A 20,669-nucleotide genomic window follows, 5' to 3' on the forward strand; every position below is an offset into this window, starting at 1 on the left:
GTGGTGGGTGATGACGGGATCGAACCGCCGACCCCCTCCTTGTAAGGGAGGTGCTCTCCCAGCTGAGCTAATCACCCTCGCTGTGTGGAGTCGCATTATAGGGATAGTTGAAAGTGAGTCAACGCTTTTTAAATGCAAAATGCGTGTTCGTTGTAAAATTAGGCAACACGTCGTTTTTCTGGGCATTCGTGGTCAATAATTCGGCGTATTGTTAACCCTATTCCATGCGCAATGCGGTTACAGCGTTGAGGAATCAGGGCAGAGTGATAGAATATCGCCAACTTTTGGCTGGAACCGTTGCTGGTGTCTGCCAGTCGCCCTTAAGTAACAAGGCTTATTATCCCAATGAAAATCAAAACTCGTTTCGCGCCAAGCCCCACTGGCTATTTGCATGTCGGCGGCGCTCGTACTGCGCTTTACTCCTGGCTGTTTGCCCGTCACCATCAGGGTGAGTTTGTTTTACGTATCGAAGACACTGACCTGGAGCGTTCAACGCAGGATGCTATCGATGCCATTATGGATGGTATGAACTGGCTGAACCTGGATTGGGATGAAGGTCCGTACTATCAGACCAAGCGTTTTGACCGCTACAATGCCGTGATTGATGAAATGCTAGTGCAGGGTACCGCTTACAAGTGCTATTGCAGCCGTGAGCGTCTGGAAGCGCTGCGTGAAGATCAAATGGCGAAGGGTGAAAAACCACGCTATGACGGCTGTTGCCGCGATTCTCATGCGCATCATGCTGATAATGAACCTCACGTGGTACGTTTTCGTAACCCGCAAGACGGTTCTGTGATTTTCAACGACCGTATTCGTGGCCCGATCGAATTCAGCAATCAGGAACTGGACGATCTGATCATTCGCCGTACCGATGGTTCGCCGACTTACAACTTCTGTGTCGTCATCGACGACTGGGATATGGAAATCACGCATGTTATTCGCGGTGAAGACCATATCAACAACACTCCGCGTCAAATCAATATCCTGAAAGCATTGGGGGCGCCGGTGCCGGAATACGCCCACGTGTCGATGATCCTGGGCGATGATGGCAAAAAACTGTCCAAACGCCACGGTGCCGTAGGCGTGATGCAGTATCGCGATGATGGTTATCTGCCAGAGGCGCTGCTCAACTATCTGGTCCGGTTGGGCTGGTCACATGGCGATCAGGAAATTTTCTCTATCGCAGAGATGACGCAGTTGTTTACGCTGGACGCCGTAAGCAAATCGGCCAGTGCCTTCAATACTGAGAAGTTGCAGTGGCTTAACCACCACTATATCAATCATTTGCCGGCTGACTATGTGGCAACGCATCTGTCCTGGCACATCGAGCAGGCGGGGATCGACACTCGCACTGGGCCGCAACTGTGCGAACTGGTGACGCTGCTGGGTGAGCGCTGCAAGACGCTGAAAGAGATTGCGGCGTCCTGTCGTTATTTCTATGAAGATTTTGCCGAGTTCGATGCTGATGCTGCCAAGAAACACCTGCGACCGGTCGCTCGCCAGCCGCTGGAACTGGTGCGTGAGAAACTCGCTGCCATCAGTGACTGGACGGCGGAAAACATTCATCACGCCATTCAGGGGACGGCGGACGAACTGCAACAGGGTATGGGTAAAGTCGGTATGCCGCTGCGTGTGGCGGTAACTGGCGCAGGTCAATCACCGGGCGTTGATGTCACGGTACACGCGGTGGGTCAGCAACGTGCATTGGCCCGCATCGATAAAGCACTGGCCTTTATCACCGAGCGTGAAGCGCAGCAATAATCGCGTAACCCAGCGATCAATGAACGCCCCGTGTGGCCCTCCTTTTAGGAGCACGCTGCGCGGGGCGTTTTTATTCACGCCTTCTGTTCAATTCTCAAATTACTGTGGCTGGATAGCCACTTCTACCGCCTTTGCCATTGCATCGGGGATCACACTGCCGTGGTGTTTACCTTCGAACAGGATAAAGCTGGTCGCAGGGTTTTCGGTGTGCAATTGCGCCGCCAGATCGCGCGCTTTGGTCACCATGGTGCGCTGCGCCTGACGCTTGGCGCGTTTCGGATCGACCGGTTGGTTGGGATCGGCCTTGGGGGGCTTCTCTTCATATTCGCCTACGCTTATCGTGATTGACGTGGGCTGCGCGGTGAGCAGCGGTGAACGTTTGGGGATGACCACGCCGTCGCCCCACCAGATAGACGGGCTGGCAGCCAGATAGCGCTGGAAGGATTCCCCATGATTAAACAGGGTAAACAGCACGAATAACCCACCAAAGGAGTGACCGGCGAGTGTCTGTTGCTGTGGATTAACCGGGACTCGCGCTTCTACCCACGGTTTCACGCTGTGTTGGATAAACTGATAAAACGGCTCGGCTTCCCCGCCCGCACCAAAATCCGGATCGATTGTTGGAGTCGGAGGCGTGTAGTCGCGAGTGCGGGCAGGAATGTCATAGCCTTGATCAATACGATAGCCGATACCAACAATCACGGGCGCAGGCCCCTGCGCGGGGGTGTAACTGTTGACCGCCAGTGGGAACTGGGCGTTGGCATCCAGCACGTAGAGTACCGGACGTTTTTCCTGTGCGGTGATATCACGTGGTGTTGCGATGAAGATACGGTATGGAAGCTGGCGCGTGCTCTCCATATCGTGTTGCTCAATGCTGAAGTAGCGCTTTGCATTGTCGGAGAGCGTGGCGACAGGGGGCTGTGCCCGCGCGGGTAAAAGGCTGGATGCGATCAGAGTAATAAGCACAACGGGCAAATAGCGCATAACGACCTGTTAAGGTTCTGATGGATGAGTAAAAGATGATAATAAAACCCGTTATCATTACCAGTGTTTTTTTCTGTCTTTATGCGCTGCATGGTGCCAGAAGCGTTGATAAAATCGGCGCGCTGGCGGCTTTTTCAGCGGTTGACGGCAGAAAGAGATTTAGCCGTTGACACACCTGAGCGGGTTGCATATTATTCGGGCCGTTCACACAGACAATCCGTGTTACTGTCTGATGCGATGGGGCTATAGCTCAGCTGGGAGAGCGCTTGCATGGCATGCAAGAGGTCAGCGGTTCGATCCCGCTTAGCTCCACCATTCCAACATTGTTGGGATGGTTGTAGTAAATCGATGTAGTAAACATATCCAGCATTGTGGGGCTATAGCTCAGCTGGGAGAGCGCTTGCATGGCATGCAAGAGGTCAGCGGTTCGATCCCGCTTAGCTCCACCACTGTGGGGCTATAGCTCAGCTGGGAGAGCGCTTGCATGGCATGCAAGAGGTCAGCGGTTCGATCCCGCTTAGCTCCACCACTCCTTCTTATTCCTGTCTTTATTTCCTTATCGGTGTTTCCCAAGACATTTTTTACAGCATATTTAATTCTGGTATTGCGTTCAGTTCGCAAGCAATTTGCCTTGCTGTCGCGCGGCTTGCGAACTGATGGCATTAACGATCTGCTGAATTCGGTAACTGTGGCATCCAATCAATCGGTGACTGACCCTGTTGTATCAGTAATTGATTCGTCTGGGAAAAGTGACGACAACCCAGAAAGCCACGGTGTGCTGAGAGCGGTGACGGGTGCGGGGATTTCAGCACATGATGGCGCTGTGTATCGATAATGTTGCCTTTTCTCTGCGCGTGTGCTCCCCACAACAGAAACACGATGCCATCACGCTTTTCATTTAACGTGCTAATCACGCGATCGGTAAAGGTTTCCCAGCCGAGGTTGGCGTGGGAATGGGCCTGACCTGCCTCTACCGTTAACACGGTATTTAACAACAACACCCCTTGCTCCGCCCAGCTTTGCAGGCAACCATGCTGAGGGATCGTAAAGCCCGGAATATCGTTCGCCAGCTCTTTATACATGTTCATTAATGACGGCGGTGCAGGAATGCCAGGACGGACGGAGAATGACAGGCCGTGCGCTTGATTTGGCCCATGGTAGGGATCTTGTCCCAGGATCACCACCTTGACCTGATTGAATTCCGTGTAACGAAAGGCGTTAAACACATCTTTCTGCGGGGGATAAATCACCTTTCCTTCGGCGCGGGCATTGCCGACAAAGGCCAACGTTTGCACAAAATAAGGCTGCTCTTTTTCCTGTGCCAAAACGTCATGCCACGTTAGTTCGGTTGTCATCCTGTCCTCGATGCGGGTGTTGTTAAAGAGGGCTGTAGCTTACCGATCTCTGCTCTCAAGGTAAAACACTGTGGCGTAAAAGTTGAAAGTTGCGAAGGATGGATTATAAAAAAGTTGAAAATTTACAAAAAAAATTGCATCGCGTCTTTTGGCTAAAATTGATGTAAAACAATTAATTGCTGCTGCGTGTGCTTTTCACACCCTGAATTAATTGATTTATATCAAAGATTGGTGGCTAAGGTACTGGTATATAACTACACAAGGTAAGTGAATTTCATTTTGTGGTTAAAACCTCGTGTTGGTGAGTACTGCAACCCTTCCCAGGTTCAGACACGATTCTGCTGTTTTACGGAGGCAATAATGGTTACTGGCATTCAAATTACTAAAGCTAACAATAACGCTCTGGTTAACTCTTTCTGGCTGCTTGATGAAGAAAAATCAGAAGCACGCTGCGTTTGTGCAAAAGCAGATTACAGCGAAGATCAAATCGTTCCGGTGAGCGATCTGGGGCAGTTTGAATATCGTGAAGTTCCGTTGGAAATTAAACCGGAAGTGCGCGTGGAAGGCGGTCAACACCTGAACGTGAACGTTCTGCGCCGTGAAACGCTGGAAGATGCTGTAAAACACCCGGAAAAATACCCGCAGTTGACCATCCGTGTTTCTGGTTATGCAGTGCGTTTCAACTCACTGACCCCGGAACAGCAACGTGATGTGATTACACGTACTTTCACTGAAAGTCTGTAATCGAGCGACCGCGGCAATAAAAAAGGAGCGAAAGCTCCTTTTTTTGTGTCTGGTTTTTGTTCCCGGCGATAACGCCGGGAGAGCGTATCGAAACCGGATTACTCTGCGCCTGAAGGCGTATCGTCCGTTTTCTGTGTCGGTTGGCGGCGCTTCCCGACGTTCTTGCTGTCGCGGTGGCGTACTTTCACCTTGGTTTTTTCTTTCTCTTTATTCTTTTTCTTCTCTTCTGCACGCTTGGCTAGCACTTTTTTCGACGGCTTGCCGTTGGTTTTTTCGCTTGGCGCTTTGGTTTTTGGACGCAGCTCATCAATGACGCGCGCTTTCAGCGGCTCATTTAAGTAGCGGCTGATCTTGCCAAGCAGTAAGTGGTCGTGCGCTTCCACCAGTGAGATGGCACACCCTTTTTTACCTGCGCGACCGGTACGCCCAATACGGTGCAAATAGATATCGGCCGTGAGCGGCAAATCAAAGTTGAAGACGTGGCTGACATCGTTAATGTCCAACCCGCGTGCGGCAACGTCTGTGGCAATCAACACATTGACCAGCCCCTCGCTCAGACGCGTGATGGCCTGATTGCGTTTGGCTTGCACCATTTCGCCTTCCAGATAGCAACTGTTGATACCTGCTTCGCGGAGCCAGGCAGCAAGTTCATGCACGCGCTCGCGCTTACGCACAAACACAATGGCGCGGGTGGTTTCTGGTTGTTTCAGCAAATGTGCCAGCAGCGCGGTTTTGTGTTCAGTATCATCGGCGCGGTAAAACCATTGCAGAATCTTTTTACGCTCACGCCGTGAAGGGTCGGCTTCTATCTCTACCGGTTCTTTTAACAGCCGCTCTGCGAAATCTTTGACGGCATTGCCTTCCAACGTGGCGGAAAACAGTAAGGTTTGTGTGCGCCAGCGGGTTTCACCAGCAATATGTTCGATATCCTGAGCAAACCCCATGTCGAGCATACGATCTGCTTCGTCCAGAATCAGCGTTTCCACCGCGCGGCAGTCAAAGTTTTCTTCTTTGATGTATTGCAGCAGACGCCCCGTTGTCGCCACCACAATATCCTGATTCTCGCTGAAGACTTCAGCGTGGTTCATATAGGCCACACCGCCAGTGATGGTTGCCACGTCCAGATGGGTGTGCGCCGCCAACGCTTTGGCCTGCTCGGCCACTTGCATCGCCAGCTCGCGCGTGGGCGTTACGATCAGAATACGCGGCGGGCCTGATTTTTTACGTGGAAAGTCAATCAGATGCTGCAACACCGGCAGCAGATAGGCTGCTGTTTTTCCTGTTCCTGTTGGTGCGGAACCAAGAACATCTCTCCCGTCCATGGCGGGTGGGATTGCCGCGAGTTGAATGGCGGTGGGGCGCTCGTAGCCCATATCGCGCAAGGCATCTAGCAGGCTTTCATCAAGATCAAGATCGGAAAATTGGGTTGCAGTCATGGTCTACCTCTGTTTGGGGCGCTGATTATAGACGCATTACGCCTGTACTTCATCATCTCTTTACACCCCGCTGTGTCATGTCGGTGGGGGTGCTTTCCCTGTTGCAGGGATTCCCTTATGCTACGGCGGTTTTCCGGAGGAGCAGCACATCATGCATCAGCACGCAGCGCGATCACAAACATTGCGGCGCAACGGGTTCACGTTTAAACAATTTTTTGTCGCGCACGATCGTTGTGCGATGAAAGTAGGGACGGATGCTATTTTGCTCGGTGCCTGGGCTCCGGTGCCGCAAACCGGTCGTGTGCTGGATATTGGCTGTGGTTCCGGCATTATCACCCTGATGTTGGCACAGCGTAGCCCAGACGCGGTGACGTTCGATGCGGTTGAGGTAGAGCCTGAAGCCAGTGCGCAGGCTCAAGAGAATCGGCAGGCTTCACCGTGGGCATCACGGATTACCGTGGTAAACCGTGATATTGAGACGTTTACGGCACAAACGGCATCACGCTATGCGTTGATTGTCAGTAATCCTCCTTATTTTGCACCGGGCAGCGCCTGTCGGACCGAGGCGCGCAGCACGGCCCGTTATACGGAGAGTTTGTCTCATGAAACCTTGCTCCACTGTGCCGCCGGGCTTCTGGAGCCGGAAGGGCGCTTCTGTGTAGTGCTACCAAACACGGTTGCCAGTGATTTTTGCATCACAGCATGTCAACAAGGGTGGTCGATACGTCAGCGACTGGTCATACGTGAGAGGACCGAGGGCCAACCGCATCGGGAACTGTTGACCCTGGCAAAGCAAGCGGGCCCCTGCGAGAGGCGAACGCTGATTGTTCGCGCAGAAGATGGCAGCTACTCTTATGATTTTCGCGCATTGACCAAAGATTTCTATTTATTTATGTAGGATATTCCTTGTCGTTAACGATGGCTCGGGCACTCTCAGAGGCTAACGGTGTTATTGAACGCTTTTTCGCGTATGATCCCCTGACTGCCCCAGCTAAAGAACAGAAAGCTGCGCGACGTGTACGGATGTAAACGCCGACGCGCGAAGATACACGGGGCAGGCTGAGCACATAAAGGAGAAGGATAAAATGTTATCGGGAACTTTTGTTGACCGGTGGTGTCCGACTTACAGCTTGCTCTGATTATTCAATAACGATATGGCTGGCAGTACTATTTTACGTGTGGAGAACGGTTTGAGGAGACATTACCTCGGATGAGCGAGCAGCTAGCGGATCGCATTCTGGTTGAACGTGTCCAGAAAGGCGACCAGAAATCTTTTAATTTGCTGGTGGTGCGCTACCAGCACAAAGTAGCGAACCTGGTGTCACGGTACGTTCCGCCTGGGGATGTGCCTGATGTGGTGCAGGAGTCGTTTATCAAAGCCTATCGTGCGTTGGAGTCTTTTCGCGGCGATAGTGCTTTCTATACCTGGCTGTATCGCATTGCGGTTAATACGGCCAAGAATTATCTGGTTGCTCAGGGGCGGCGACCACCGTCGAGCGACGTTGATGCCAATGACGCTGAAAATTATGAAACTGCCAGCGCATTAAAAGAAATATCGAACCCTGAGAACTTAATGTTGTCAGAGGAATTGAGAAGTATCGTTTTTCGAACCATTGAAGCGTTGCCAGAAGATTTACGGATGGCGATTACGCTACGCGAACTTGATGGCCTGAGTTATGAAGAGATAGCCGCCATTATGGATTGCCCGGTCGGCACTGTTCGTTCTCGCATATTCCGTGCGCGAGAAGCGATCGATAACAAAGTACAACCGCTAATTCAACGTTAACCCGGTTTTCGCGTTAACCATGATGGATTTGACAAGGTAAGGGTATGGGTATGCAGAAAGAGAAACTTTCCGCTTTAATGGACGGCGAGGCAGCGGATACCGAACTGCTTAACACATTGGGGCGGGATGCTGAACTGCAAAAAAGTTGGCAAAGCTACCATTTGATTCGCGACACGCTTCGTGGTGACGTGGCACAGAGTGTCATTGACATTGACATTGCCGCGCGCGTTGCGCAGGCGATTGCCGAAGAGCCGGTGCGCATTGCGCCTCAGGCTATTCCCGAAGCACAACCTCATCCTGATACCTGGTCGCGTTTGTCGTTCTGGGACAAAGTGCGTCCTTGGGCAAGCCAGTTGACTCAAGTCGGTGTAGCCGCCTGTGTCTCACTGGCCGTGATCGTTGGCGTGCAAATGCAACGCTCCCCTGATCAAGCACCGGAAGCGCAAAACGACATGCCTGCTTTCAGTACGCTTCCCGCCATGGGCACAGCCTCTCCGGTCAGCCTGGGCGTACCGTCTGAAAACGTGGTGTCGCACGGTGGTCAACGTCAGGTTGAAGCACAACGCAACCGCATTAATGTCATGTTGCAGGACTATGAATTGCAGCGCCGCCTCCATTCGGAGCCGTTGCAAGGTCAGCAAGATGAAGAACAGCAGGCCGCTATTCAGGTGCCTGGCACTCAATCTTTAGGAACGCAATCTCGTTAATGAAGCGTGTTGGGTTTGCTTTTTGCATTCTGCTCGGTTGCTTACCCTATTCAACAACCGTCCTGGCGCAGCCTGCGTCAGGTGCGGTGTTGCAGCCTCAGCCCTCGTCCTCGCTGCAACAGATGGGCAATGCTATTCGGGCATTGAATTATGAAATACATTTCATCAATATCTCACGGCAGGGCATCGAATCTCTGCGCTATCGGCATGCCCGTATAGATAACCGTCCATTGGCGCAGTTGCTGTTTATGGACGGACCTCGCAGGGAAATCCTACAGCGAGACCGGGACATCAGTTATTTTGATACCGATCTTGAACCCTTCTCGCTTTCTGGCGATCACATCATCGATTCGTTCCCCAGCCTGGTTTATGCCGATCATCAATCGCTGTCCGCGTTCTATGATTTCATTCCGGCGGCAGGAAGAGTGCGTATTGCCGATCGCCTGTGTGAAGGCATGCGTATTATTTCCCGGGATGGGACTCGTTATAGCTACAGTGTATGGTTTGATGTGGCGACCAAACTGCCGTTGCGTATTGATTTGCAGGATCGCAACGGGGAACGGATGGAGCAATTTCTGGTGACATCGCTGGTGGTCAGTGATGATATCCGTGAGACGTTACGCCCATTATTAAACGAAGGCTTACCGCCATTGCTGACGACACCGTCGGTTGAAACGGTTGACCTGACCTGGATTCCTGAATGGCTGCCGCAGGGCATGAAAGAGATCTCTCGTACCCGCAGAACGTTGCCTGGAATCAGCATCCCGGTTGAATCGCGCCTGTTCAGTGATGGTTTATTCAGCTTTTCTGTTAATATCACGTCATCGTCAGAATCCCGTGCTGAGCAATATGTGACGACGGGACGGCGAAGCGTACACACAGAAATTCGCGATGGGTATGAAATAACCGTAGTGGGCGAATTACCCCCGACCACGGCTAAACGCATTGCTGACAACGTCATTTTTCAATCGCAATAAATTTGCAAGATGTAGGGCACAGGTATGATCAAAGAGTGGGCGACCGTGGTTTCCTGGCACAATGGCATGGCCGAGCTGCACTGTGAGCAGCGTTCCGGGTGCAGCGGTTGTCAGTCGCGTAAAACCTGTGGCACCGGGCTTTTGAGTGAATTGGGGCGGTCCGCCGAGCAGGCGCTGTACGTTCCGTGCGAGCAGCCTTTGCTGCCTGGTCAACGCGTTGAATTGGGCATTTCCGAAAGTAGTCTGCTGCGCTCTGCCATGCTGGTCTATCTGGTGCCGCTGTTGGGCCTGTTCACAGGGGCCGGATTGTTGCAGTCGCTGTTCGCCAACGATCTGGCGGCGGTGCTGGGCGCGCTGCTGGGGGCCGCGCTGGCGTTTATTCTGGTACGCGGCTGGTCGCTTAAATTAGGCGAGAAACGTCACTACCGGCCGGTTATTTTGCAGATAGCCCTGCCGGGGCAACCGCTGCACATCGAATCCTGAACCGCATTTAACCGGGCGAGCCATTGTGCCTCCCGGTCGTTTCTCACCGCAATATTCTCTGCCCAACGCGCGCTTTCATGTCCTCAAACGTCTTCTTTTTATCGGTTGTCCGCCATGATGGAATAAAAGCGCCATAATCAAAGGGAATAGGGGTTGATGACTAGGTTTTCCGGCGTCTGACATGTAGAATGCATCGGTTCTGGTGAAAGGGGAAGGCATTGCCGCCATTTTCATCGCATGCGCATGCCAGACGGCAAGAATTTCAGAAATACCAAGGTAGAAAAACTTTCATAATGAAGCATATACGAAATTTCTCCATTATTGCCCATATCGACCACGGTAAGTCGACGCTTTCTGACCGCATTATTCAACTTTGCGGCGGTTTATCTGACCGTGAAATGGCGGCGCAGGTGCTGGACTCCATGGATCTGGAACGTGAACGCGGTATCACTATCAAAGCGCAAAGTGTAACGCTGGATTACCATGCCAAAGATGGTGAAACCTACCAACTGAATTTTATCGATACACCGGGGCACGTTGACTTCTCCTATGAAGTTTCACGTTCTCTGGCGGCGTGCGAAGGTGCGCTGCTGGTGGTGGATGCAGGACAAGGCGTAGAGGCGCAAACGCTCGCCAACTGCTATACCGCGATGGAAATGGATCTGCAAGTGGTCCCGGTGCTCAACAAGATTGACCTGCCGGCCGCTGATCCCGAGCGTGTAGCCGAAGAGATTGAAGATATCGTTGGCATTGATGCCACCGATGCCGTGCGCTGCTCGGCGAAAACCGGCGTTGGCGTTCCTGATGTGCTTGAGCGTCTGGTGAAAGAGATTCCGCCGCCAGAGGGCGATCCTAATGCGCCGCTTCAGGCGTTGATCATCGACTCCTGGTTCGACAACTACCTTGGTGTAGTCTCTCTGATCCGCATCAAAAATGGCTCGTTGCGCAAGGGCGACAAAGTGAAGGTCATCAGTACCGGTCAGGTGTACAACGCCGATCGTCTGGGGATTTTCACGCCGAAGCAGATCGATCGTGATGTGCTGAACTGCGGTGAAGTGGGTTGGCTGGTGTGCGCCATTAAGGACATTCTTGGCGCTCCGGTGGGGGATACCCTGACATTGGCGCGTCAACCTGCCGACAAAGCGCTACCGGGCTTCAAAAAGGTTAAACCACAGGTTTATGCAGGTTTATTCCCGGTCAGTTCTGATGATTATGAGAACTTCCGTGACGCGTTGGGCAAACTGAGCCTCAATGACGCCTCGTTGTTCTACGAACCGGAAACCTCAACCGCGTTGGGCTTCGGTTTTCGCTGCGGCTTCCTGGGCCTCCTGCACATGGAGATCATTCAGGAACGTCTGGAGCGTGAATACGATCTGGATCTGATCACTACAGCCCCGACCGTAATTTATGAAGTGAAGACCACGCGTCAGGAAATTGTCTACGTTGACAGTCCTTCCAAGCTGCCACCGCTCAACAACATTGAAGAGCTGCGTGAACCTATCGCGGAATGCCATATGCTGTTGCCTCAGGAGTATCTGGGTAACGTGATCACCTTGTGTATTGAGAAGCGTGGTGTGCAGACCAACATGGTTTACCACGGTAATCAGGTGTCGTTGACCTATGAAATCCCGATGGCGGAAGTGGTGCTCGATTTCTTCGATCGACTGAAATCGACTTCGCGCGGTTATGCCTCACTGGATTACAGCTTCAAACGCTTCCAGGTCTCTGACATGGTGCGGGTTGACGTGATGATTAACGCCGAACGTGTTGATGCGTTGGCGCTGATCACTCACCGCGATAATTCGCAGTATCGCGGTCGTGAGCTGGTGGAAAAAATGAAAGAGCTGATACCGCGTCAGCAGTTTGATATTGCCATTCAGGCGGCCATCGGTAACCACATTATCGCACGTTCGACGGTGAAGCAGCTGCGTAAAAACGTATTGGCGAAATGTTATGGCGGCGACGTGAGCCGTAAGAAAAAGCTGTTGCAGAAACAGAAAGACGGTAAGAAGCGCATGAAACAGGTCGGTAACGTTGAATTGCCGCAAGAAGCCTTCTTGGCCATTCTGCACGTTGGCAAAGAGAGCAAATAAACCCTAAGGAGTTGGCATGGCCAATATGTTTGCCTTGGTTTTAGCGCTGGCGACGCTTGTCACCGGCATTGTCTGGTGTTTTGAACGCTTTAAATGGGCACCGGCACGCAAGGCGAGAGCGGAGGCGGCACTGAGTGAGCAGCAGGATGGCGGCTCGGGCGTGGTGACGATCAAACAGCCCGGTTGGATTGAAACCTGCGCATCGGTCTTTCCGGTATTGGCGCTGGTATTTTTTGTTCGCTCCTTTGTTTACGAGCCGTTCCAGATACCGTCGGGCTCGATGATGCCGACGTTGCTGATTGGCGATTTTATTCTGGTGGAGAAATTCGCCTACGGCATCAAGGACCCCATCACGCAGACGACGTTGATCCCGACAGGGCATCCGCGACGCGGTGATGTGGCGGTGTTCAAATACCCTGAAAACCCGCGTCTGGATTATATCAAACGTGTGATTGGCCTGCCGGGCGACAGGGTATCTTACGATCCGCTCAGCAAGCAGGTTACGGTGCGCCCCGCGTGTGAAGGCGCGGCATGTGACAGCGCCGTCGCGGTGACCTACAGCAACCTTGAAGCCAGTGATTTCGTCCAAACCTTCGGTCGTCCAGGGTCGGAATCGAGCAGCGGTTTCTACGCGCTGCCTCTGGGTGAGGAAAAACCGGGCGGTGTGCGGATGGGCGTTCGTCAGGAGACGCTGGGTGATGTCTCGCACCGTATTCTGGTGGTGCCAGGTAGCCAGGATCAACTGGGGATGTACTATCAGCAGTCGCGCCAGCCGCTCGCCACGTGGGTGGTGCCAAACGGGCACTATTTCATGATGGGTGATAACCGTGATAACAGCGCCGATAGCCGTTTCTGGGGCTTTGTGCCGGAGCAGAATCTGGTCGGTCGTGCAACGGCAATCTGGATGAGCTTCGAGAAACAAGAAGGTGAATGGCCAACAGGCGTACGTCTGAGCCGAATTGGTCGAATTCATTAATCACCGTGATAAACCCGCAGCATTATTTTCGGGTACGTTGTAGAATTGTTGTATCTCGTACGGCATTCCCGTTGCAGGCAGCTTCTTGCAACGGTGAATGCGGCGAGAATAAACGAAAAACGCAGGCTCCGTTCGGAGCCAATGCAAACGAAACAGCTTTGTTCCCCTATCGCCTGTAAGCGCGATGCGGACAGCGCTGTTCCGTATGCTGCGGTAAATAGGTATTGTTGATCTATTGGTAACACATGAACCCCATCTTAATAAATCGGTTACAAAGAAAGCTGGGCTATACTTTCCAGCAGTACGACCTGTTATTGCAGGCGTTAACGCACCGCAGTGCCAACAGCAAACACAATGAGCGCCTGGAGTTTCTTGGTGACTCCATTCTGAGCTTTGTGATTGCCAATGCACTTTATCATCGCTTTCCTCGCGTCGATGAAGGGGATATGAGCCGTATGCGCGCTACGCTGGTGCGCGGCAATACGCTGGCGGAAATTGCGCGTGAATTCGAATTAGGTGAATGCCTGCGCCTTGGCCCCGGCGAATTGAAAAGCGGTGGTTTCCGCCGTGAGTCTATTTTGGCTGACACGGTCGAAGCGCTGATTGGCGGTATTTTTCTGGACAGCGATATCCAGAATATCGAAAGGCTGATTCTGAATTGGTATCAGACCCGATTGGATGAAATCAGTCCAGGGGATAAGCAGAAAGATCCCAAAACCCGGTTGCAGGAGTTCCTGCAAGGGCGTCATCTGCCATTGCCTACCTATCTGGTGGTGCAGGTGCGCGGTGAGGCACACGATCAGGAATTCACCATACATTGTATGATCAGCGGTTTTAACGAACCGGTGATTGGCACGGGCTCCAGCCGGCGTAAGGCAGAGCAGGCGGCAGCGGAACAAGCGTTAAAAATACTGGAGATTGAATGAGCGAAGAACAAACCTACTGCGGTTTCGTCGCGATTGTTGGGCGACCCAACGTGGGCAAATCCACGTTGCTGAACGAACTGCTGGGGCAAAAAGTCTCCATTACTTCGCGTAAGCCGCAAACCACGCGCCACCGCATTATGGGGATCCACACCGAGGGCCCTTATCAGGCCATTTATGTGGATACACCGGGGCTGCACATTGAAGAAAAACGGGCGATCAACCGTCTGATGAACCGTGCTGCCAGCAGCTCTATCGGCGACGTTGAGTTGATCATCTTTGTGGTGGAAGGGACTCACTGGACCGATGACGACGAAATGGTCGTGGGCAAGCTGCGCGATCAAAAACGTCCGGTATTGTTGGCAATCAACAAGATTGACAATGTGACGGACAAAACCAAGCTGCTGCCGCATATCCAGTTTTTAAGTGAAAAAATGAACTTCCTCGACGTGGTTCCCCTTTCTGCGGAAAAGGGCACGAACGTTGATACCATCGCCGGCATTGTGCGCAAACACTTGCCAGCTGCCGAGCATCACTTCCCGGAAGATTACATCACCGATCGCTCTCAGCGCTTCATGGCGTCAGAGATTATTCGTGAAAAGCTGATGCGTTTTCTTGGCGAAGAGCTGCCGTATTCGGTGACCGTGGAGATCGAGCGTTTCGCGACGAACGAACGTGGTGGCTACGATATCAACGGACTGATTCTGGTCGAGCGTGAAGGCCAGAAGAAAATGGTGATCGGTAACAAAGGAACCAAAATCAAAACCATTGGCATTGAAGCGCGCCAGGATATGGAAGCCATGTTCGAAGCCAAGGTACACCTGGAACTGTGGGTGAAGGTGAAATCCGGCTGGGCGGATGACGAACGCGCATTGCGCAGCCTAGGCTACATCGACGACTTATAAGGTTAACGCCGATGGAAGGCTGGCAGCGCGCGTTTGTCTTGCATGGGCGACCTTACAGTGAAACCAGCCTGCTGCTGGATCTTTTCACTGAAGACGAAGGGCGTGTGCGCGTGTTAGCTAAAGGCGCGCGTGCACGCCGCTCTCCGCTAAAAGGATGTTTGCAACCGTTCACGCCATTGCTGGTGCGCTGGGGCGGGCGCGGTGAAGTAAAAACCTTGCGTAACGCTGAACCGGTATCACTGGCATTACCGCTCACTGGCGTCATGCTGTACAGCGGTCTTTACGTCAATGAATTGCTTGCTCGCGTGCTGGAGCATGAAACCAATTTTTCCGCACTCTTCTTTGATTATCTGCATTGCTTGCAACAACTGGCGGCGTTGAGTTCTTCGCCAGAACCGGCACTGCGCCGTTTTGAACTGGCACTGTTGGGCTATCTCGGTTATGGCGTTGATTTTCTGCACTGTGCAGGCAGTGGGGAGCCGGTTACAGACACCATGACCTATCGCTACCGCGAAGAAAAAGGGTTTATTGCGAGTTTGATTGTGGATCAGCGCAGCTTTACTGGCTATGAGCTGCGCGCGTTGGCGGCGCGAGACTTTCCTGATGTACAAACTCTGCGGGCGGCGAAACGCTTTACGCGCATGGCGCTTAAACCTTATCTCGGCGGCAAACCATTAAAGAGCCGTGAACTGTTTCAAAAATCTGCCGTTTTACGTCCCCGCACCCCTCCTGTAGCAAAAGAATCATAACCCGAGCGGTAAACCTTACCGCCTCGCCGTATCTAAAGATTACCGCAGTGGTAACGAACCGAAAGGCCAGTGTACACTGGTAGTCTAACGGTGATTCTTTTGAGGACTGGTTTCATGGCAGAGCTTTTGCTGGGTGTAAATATCGATCATGTGGCGACCCTGCGCAACGCGCGCGGCACAGCGTACCCCGACCCGGTGCAGGCTGCGTTTGTTGCCGAACAAGCCGGGGCGGATGGTATTACGGTTCATCTGCGTGAAGATCGTCGTCATATCACCGATCGCGATGTGCGTTTGTTACGCCAAACGTTGCAGACGCGTATGAACCTTGAAATGGCGGTGACGGAAGAGATGCTGGCGATTGCCTGTGAGCTTCGCCCTCACTTTTGTTGTCTGGTGCCTGAGAAACGTCAGGAAGTGACCACGGAAGGCGGGTTGGACGTTGCGGGTCAACTGCCGCGCATGACATCCGCCGTGGCGCGTTTGCGCGAGGCGGGGATTCTGGTTTCTCTGTTTATCGACCCCGAACGGGCGCAAATTGATGCTGCTGTAGCCGTTGGCGCGCCTTATATCGAAATCCACACCGGTGCTTATGCTGATGCTCAGGACGATACGCTGCGCCAGCAAGAGTGGGCTCGTATTCGCGATGCAGCGGTTTATGCCGCCAGTAAAGGGCTCAAGGTAAATGCCGGGCATGGCCTGACCTACCACAACGTGCAAGCTATTGCGGCCCTGCCTGAAATTCATGAGCTTAACATCGGGCATGCGATTATCGGTCGCGCCGTCATGAGTGGCTTGGCAGAGGCTGTCGCAGAAATGAAGGCTTTGCTGCAGGAAGCCCGTCGTTAATGGCTATTCTGGGACTTGGCTCGGACATTGTGGAGATCGCCCGTATCGAGGCGATTATCGCACGATCCGGCGATCGCCTGGCGCGCAGAGTACTATCCGAACAAGAGTGGGTGCATTATGAAAAACACCCGCAGTCTGCCCGCTACCTTGCCAAGCGCTTTGCGGTCAAGGAAGCGGCAGCGAAGGCCTTAGGCACCGGCATTAGTCAGGGACTCGCTTTCGATCAATTCGATGTCTTCAATGATGCATTGGGTAAACCCTGCTTGCGACTTTGGGGGCGGGCTCAATCGATGGCACAGGACTTAGGGGTGGAGGCGATACACGTGACCATCGCCGATGAGCGGCACTATGCCTGTGCCACGGTAATCCTTGAGGGGGAGCGAAAACGCGTGCTCACAAACGATCGGCGTGATGCATAACAACAAATTTTTCCCATAATTGCTCCTGCGTTTCCACTTGTTGCGGGTCACGAATGATTGTATTGTCAATCGGGCATACCTTTTGGCAGGTAGGCACATCGTAGTGGCCCACACACTCTGTGCAACGCAGCGGGTCTATTTCATAGGTATCCAACCCCATGGAAATCGCCTGATTGGGACATTCAGGCTCGCACATGTCGCAGTTAATGCATTTAGGGGTGATCAGTAGTGCCATTTCTTTATACCTTGCAAAACCAGTTGCGGATTATACTCGCTACGGTGTAGTGGAGCACTCTCTTTCCCCGATATTCCTCGCATAAAATAGCGTAATAAGCCAAATAATGAATAAAGTTTTCTGTGGCTTTGCCGATATCTATTCTTCTAAGTATAAGTAGGCTAACAACGTAGCACATCAGGTCTTATGACAAAATGTATCGGGCAGCAGAGGAATTTAGGGGTTATACAGGCACTGCCGTCTGAACGAGGGGATGCGGCAGCTTTTGAACGCCAGTATTGGCATCATTGTCAAAGACGCTATAATTTTCAGCCTATTTACCGCACCAGCGGCAAACTGCTGGCAATAGAATTACTTACCGCTGTGTTTTCGCCAGCGTTTCCGCAGCGTTTTGTTTCTCCTGAAACCTATTTTGCCAGTATCAATGTGGCTGAGCGGTTACAGGTAGTGATTGAGCAAATGCAGCTTCTGTCGCGTTGGCATCCTCGCTTTGTTCAGGATGATATTCTGGCATCAGTCAATGTGGACGGGCAAACGCTGCATGCGTTACAACAGAGCCATGAAGCGAAACAGTTGATCGCCTCCATGCCTTGGCTGCGATTTGAGATCGTGGAAAATCAAGGGACACTCTCGCAAGAGGTCTTAGCGATGTTTCCCGAAATGCGCCACCTATGGCTGGATGATTTCGGGGCGGGCGTAGCCAATTTTTCTTCGTTGATGCAAGCGCAATATGACTGTATCAAAGTGGCGCGCGAGCTGTTTATTTTGCTGCAAAAAAGTGAGGAGGGCCGTCAGTTGTTCCCATCGTTGGTGGCGCTGCTGTCCCGCTTTTGTAATCACGTGGTGGTTGAAGGCGTTGAAACGCAGGAAGAGTGGGGGATGGTAATGCAAACGCGGGCTCATGCGGTGCAAGGTTATTTCCTTTCTCGCCCCCAGCCTTTTGAGAATTTTAGCGAGCTGAAATCTACGTTGTGACTCGTGCTGAGTCAGTTAACTCTGGTGGCGCCGTATCTCCGTTAGCGCATTAGTGACTTGACACGATAATTTACATTTTATTTATCCCTTCCCTCGTGCGCTGCTTTTTCGCCGTTTGTTGTCCTGCTTGACGCCCAAACGTTAAAAATGGTGATTCATTTTGTTATATAGGCTATTTTCATTGTTTGATTCTTGTAATTTTTTCAGCAATGGTGTTTTATATTGTTAATGATTAGTGGAATGAACCTTGGCGCTCCTAATCTTCAAGGGGGCTCAAGAGGTGCAGATGATAAGTGAAACGATTTTGTATTGATGGTAACTTTATGAATATAATGAGAAAATAGGTTTTTTATTTAATGGGAACGATCAATTATCGCGTGATGATAGATTTTATTGATTAAAACAGTGATACCTATTGGTATAATTGATTTGCTTACAGAATTTTGATGTTCAAAATACGTAACATTGAGATTCGTAAGTTTTTTATTTCATTAGATAAACTTATAACACAAGTTATTATTCATCACCTTAACGCTAATTAAAGATACTCTGTTTGGACTTGTTATTTTTATTTACACACAGTGATAGATGGGGGCTTTATGCTGATGTTCCTATGTTTCTGAATTCATCTGAACACAGGAGCGTTTTTTCATCCCTCCCTCCCACTCTCCAGAAAACTGTTGATCCCGAATCTGTATGGGAGAGCGCCGCTTTGTCTGTGTGTTTCACTATCCGTGATGTGGTTTGTATGACCAGTCCTTTCGAGGACTGAGGGGCGTGTTATTGTGTATGAGATAATAATAACCATACTTATAATACTGTTGTTAGTTTCTGTTATCAGAAACAGGGGAAGTAAGCAAAAATTCAAGCAGGATCGCGAAAAGCAAGACTTCCTCGATACGATTTTTTATGCCACAGAATATAGCCCGGCCTCGATCATTATTGCGAATGAGAATTGTGAAATTCTTTATGTAAATCGTCAGTTTGTGACCATGTCAGGTTATATGCCCGATGAAGTGATCGGCAAAAAAACCAATATAATGAACTCAGGAATGACCAACCCCAGCGTCTATGAAGATCTCTGGTCAACCCTCGATCGCGGCGAAACCTGGAGCGGTGAATTTATTAACCGTCGCAAAGACGGGCAGCTTTACTGGGAAAAGGCTAATATTTCTAAAATCTACAATAAAGTCACAGATTCAACGAATTATGTTGGCGTGAAGCTGGACATTACGGAGCGCAAAGCAAAGGAACATCACGATAACTCCTACAATCGCGCGTTAGAACTTCTCTCCAGCGGTGCACCGTTGAAAGATATCCTTGATGCTATCGTGTTTAGCGTGGAGGAAAAAAATCCGGGCCGGATCGTCTGCTCCGTGCTGCTGGTGGATAAAGAGAAGAAGTGTCTGACGTTGGCTTCTGCGCCCAGCTTGCCCGGCTTTTATAAAAATGCCATTCATAACGTAAAAATCGCTGACGGTGCCGCCTCTTTTGGTACGGCAGCGTATACCGGTAAGCGCGTGATTGCGGAGGACATCTCCGTTCATCCTGATTGGTCATTGTATAAAGGGCTCGCGCTCTACGCCGGGTTACGCTCTTGCTGGTCTGAGCCCGTTATCGGTCAGAATAAAGAGATCCTCGGTGTGCTCAGCGTTTACCATCGCAAGCCCTATGTGCCCAATGAAGAAGAAACCTTTTCCATCGAAAAATCTGCGCAATTGGTTGGCATTGCCATAGAACGCTATAGTGCGATCGATATGCTGCGACGCAGTGAAGAGCATTACCGCCAACTGGCACACTATGATTCGCTGACATCATTGGCAAACGGCCTGACGTTTGCGGAACAAATGGAACAGGCTATTTTGTTATCAAAACAGACAGGGCGCCGCATCGCTTTGATGTTTCTTGATTTGGACAAATTCAAACAGATCAATGATACCTTTGGCCATGCCATTGGCGACTTGTTGTTAAAAGAAGCCGCTGCACGCATGCGGAGTTCAGTGCGTGATACTGACACGGTCTATCGCCGTAGCGGTGATGAATTTATTATCTTGCTGCAAGGGATTAAAGAAGAAGCTAACACGCTCTATGTTGCGGATAAGATTCATAATGCCATGAATAAACCTTTTGATATTGAAGGGAAAAAACTTGAAGTGTCGTGCAGTATCGGCATTGCGCTCTATCCCGAGCACGGTACTGATTCACTGACGTTGGCCATTAACGCTGACTCTGCCATGTACCAGGCAAAAGCGATGGGGCGCAGCCAAACGCAAATCTACGTGGTACAAAACGGTCATCAGTGACAATGGTGGGGA

General features: G+C 51.5%; 20 protein-coding genes and 4 tRNA genes. 19 read left to right on the forward strand and 5 right to left on the reverse strand.

Features of this window, described 5'->3' with window-relative positions:
* Nucleotide 1: 1 nt before the first annotated feature.
* Nucleotides 2-77, reverse strand: a tRNA-Val gene (locus J5224_RS19350).
* Nucleotides 78-345: 268 nt separating this feature from the next.
* Here J5224_RS19350 and gltX point away from each other — a divergent pair.
* Nucleotides 346-1,761, forward strand: a complete 1,416-nt coding sequence (gltX, locus tag J5224_RS19355; RefSeq protein ID WP_264626904.1) for a glutamate--tRNA ligase — start codon at nucleotides 346-348, stop codon at nucleotides 1,759-1,761.
* A 99-nt stretch (nucleotides 1,762-1,860) separates the two neighbouring features.
* Here the strand turns inward: gltX and J5224_RS19360 are convergent, their stop codons facing one another.
* Nucleotides 1,861-2,745 (reverse strand): alpha/beta hydrolase, encoded by an 885-nt coding sequence (locus tag J5224_RS19360; protein WP_264626905.1) that lies wholly within the window; start codon nucleotides 2,743-2,745, stop codon nucleotides 1,861-1,863.
* Nucleotides 2,746-2,984: 239 nt separating this feature from the next.
* Here J5224_RS19360 and J5224_RS19365 point away from each other — a divergent pair.
* The 3 genes from J5224_RS19365 to J5224_RS19375 all read left to right on the forward strand — a co-directional run bounded on the left by J5224_RS19365 (nucleotide 2,985) and on the right by J5224_RS19375 (nucleotide 3,274).
* A tRNA-Ala gene (locus J5224_RS19365) sits at nucleotides 2,985-3,060 on the forward strand.
* A gap of 58 nt (nucleotides 3,061-3,118) precedes the next feature.
* Nucleotides 3,119-3,194, forward strand: a tRNA-Ala gene (locus J5224_RS19370).
* A gap of 4 nt (nucleotides 3,195-3,198) precedes the next feature.
* A tRNA-Ala gene (locus J5224_RS19375) sits at nucleotides 3,199-3,274 on the forward strand.
* 133 nt (nucleotides 3,275-3,407) lie between these two features.
* On the opposite strand, the gene ung is transcribed toward J5224_RS19375, so the two are convergent.
* Complete coding sequence (gene ung / locus J5224_RS19380; protein WP_264626906.1) at nucleotides 3,408-4,100, reverse strand: uracil-DNA glycosylase; 693 nt, start codon at nucleotides 4,098-4,100, stop codon at nucleotides 3,408-3,410.
* 360 nt (nucleotides 4,101-4,460) lie between these two features.
* On the opposite strand from ung, the gene grcA reads away from it, so the two are divergent.
* On the forward strand, nucleotides 4,461-4,844 hold the full coding sequence (grcA, locus tag J5224_RS19385) for an autonomous glycyl radical cofactor GrcA (RefSeq protein ID WP_195316349.1): 384 nt from the start codon (nucleotides 4,461-4,463) through the stop codon (nucleotides 4,842-4,844).
* Between the two features lie 98 nt (nucleotides 4,845-4,942).
* Here the strand turns inward: grcA and srmB are convergent, their stop codons facing one another.
* A complete protein-coding gene (gene srmB / locus J5224_RS19390; protein ID WP_264626907.1) occupies nucleotides 4,943-6,280 on the reverse strand; it encodes an ATP-dependent RNA helicase SrmB in 1,338 nt (445 codons plus the stop codon).
* 151 nt (nucleotides 6,281-6,431) lie between these two features.
* Between srmB and trmN the strand changes: the two genes are divergently transcribed.
* From trmN to acpS, 12 genes are all read left to right on the forward strand, one after another.
* Nucleotides 6,432-7,178, forward strand: a complete 747-nt coding sequence (trmN, locus tag J5224_RS19395) for a tRNA(1)(Val) (adenine(37)-N(6))-methyltransferase TrmN (RefSeq protein ID WP_264626908.1) — start codon at nucleotides 6,432-6,434, stop codon at nucleotides 7,176-7,178.
* A 312-nt stretch (nucleotides 7,179-7,490) separates the two neighbouring features.
* A complete protein-coding gene (rpoE, locus tag J5224_RS19400) occupies nucleotides 7,491-8,066 on the forward strand; it encodes an RNA polymerase sigma factor RpoE (RefSeq protein WP_195316346.1) in 576 nt (191 codons plus the stop codon).
* A gap of 50 nt (nucleotides 8,067-8,116) precedes the next feature.
* The gene (gene rseA, locus J5224_RS19405) at nucleotides 8,117-8,773 is read left to right on the forward strand and encodes an anti-sigma-E factor RseA (protein ID WP_264626910.1); all 657 of its coding nucleotides are present in this window, start codon (nucleotides 8,117-8,119) and stop codon (nucleotides 8,771-8,773) included.
* Nucleotides 8,773-9,750, forward strand: a complete 978-nt coding sequence (gene rseB / locus J5224_RS19410) for a sigma-E factor regulatory protein RseB (protein WP_264626911.1) — start codon at nucleotides 8,773-8,775, stop codon at nucleotides 9,748-9,750. The genes rseA and rseB overlap by 1 nt, the downstream gene beginning before the upstream one ends.
* 24 nt (nucleotides 9,751-9,774) lie before the next feature.
* A complete protein-coding gene (gene rseC, locus J5224_RS19415) occupies nucleotides 9,775-10,233 on the forward strand; it encodes a SoxR-reducing system protein RseC (protein ID WP_264626912.1) in 459 nt (152 codons plus the stop codon).
* A gap of 293 nt (nucleotides 10,234-10,526) precedes the next feature.
* The gene (lepA, locus tag J5224_RS19420) at nucleotides 10,527-12,326 is read left to right on the forward strand and encodes a translation elongation factor 4 (RefSeq protein ID WP_264626913.1); all 1,800 of its coding nucleotides are present in this window, start codon (nucleotides 10,527-10,529) and stop codon (nucleotides 12,324-12,326) included.
* Between the two features lie 16 nt (nucleotides 12,327-12,342).
* On the forward strand, nucleotides 12,343-13,302 hold the full coding sequence (gene lepB, locus J5224_RS19425) for a signal peptidase I (protein WP_264626914.1): 960 nt from the start codon (nucleotides 12,343-12,345) through the stop codon (nucleotides 13,300-13,302).
* A 245-nt stretch (nucleotides 13,303-13,547) separates the two neighbouring features.
* On the forward strand, nucleotides 13,548-14,228 hold the full coding sequence (gene rnc / locus J5224_RS19430; protein WP_222157802.1) for a ribonuclease III: 681 nt from the start codon (nucleotides 13,548-13,550) through the stop codon (nucleotides 14,226-14,228).
* Complete coding sequence (gene era / locus J5224_RS19435) at nucleotides 14,225-15,130, forward strand: GTPase Era (RefSeq protein ID WP_264626915.1); 906 nt, start codon at nucleotides 14,225-14,227, stop codon at nucleotides 15,128-15,130. The genes rnc and era overlap by 4 nt, the downstream gene beginning before the upstream one ends.
* Before the next feature lie 11 nt (nucleotides 15,131-15,141).
* On the forward strand, nucleotides 15,142-15,879 hold the full coding sequence (gene recO, locus J5224_RS19440) for a DNA repair protein RecO (protein WP_264626916.1): 738 nt from the start codon (nucleotides 15,142-15,144) through the stop codon (nucleotides 15,877-15,879).
* Nucleotides 15,880-15,993: 114 nt separating this feature from the next.
* Complete coding sequence (gene pdxJ / locus J5224_RS19445) at nucleotides 15,994-16,725, forward strand: pyridoxine 5'-phosphate synthase (RefSeq protein WP_264626917.1); 732 nt, start codon at nucleotides 15,994-15,996, stop codon at nucleotides 16,723-16,725.
* Nucleotides 16,725-17,144, forward strand: a complete 420-nt coding sequence (gene acpS, locus J5224_RS19450; RefSeq protein WP_264626918.1) for a holo-ACP synthase — start codon at nucleotides 16,725-16,727, stop codon at nucleotides 17,142-17,144. The genes pdxJ and acpS overlap by 1 nt, the downstream gene beginning before the upstream one ends.
* Here the strand turns inward: acpS and J5224_RS19455 are convergent.
* Complete coding sequence (locus J5224_RS19455) at nucleotides 17,119-17,379, reverse strand: YfhL family 4Fe-4S dicluster ferredoxin (RefSeq protein ID WP_196905602.1); 261 nt, start codon at nucleotides 17,377-17,379, stop codon at nucleotides 17,119-17,121. The two genes, acpS and J5224_RS19455, sit on opposite strands and share 26 nt — an antisense overlap.
* 186 nt (nucleotides 17,380-17,565) lie before the next feature.
* Between J5224_RS19455 and pdeH the strand changes: the two genes are divergently transcribed.
* Nucleotides 17,566-18,354, forward strand: a complete 789-nt coding sequence (gene pdeH / locus J5224_RS19460) for a cyclic-guanylate-specific phosphodiesterase (RefSeq protein ID WP_264626919.1) — start codon at nucleotides 17,566-17,568, stop codon at nucleotides 18,352-18,354.
* Nucleotides 18,355-19,139: 785 nt separating this feature from the next.
* A complete protein-coding gene (locus J5224_RS19465) occupies nucleotides 19,140-20,657 on the forward strand; it encodes a bifunctional diguanylate cyclase/phosphodiesterase (protein WP_264626920.1) in 1,518 nt (505 codons plus the stop codon).
* Nucleotides 20,658-20,669 lie beyond the last annotated feature (12 nt).

It is taken from the genome of Candidatus Symbiopectobacterium sp. NZEC135, from assembly GCF_025962695.1.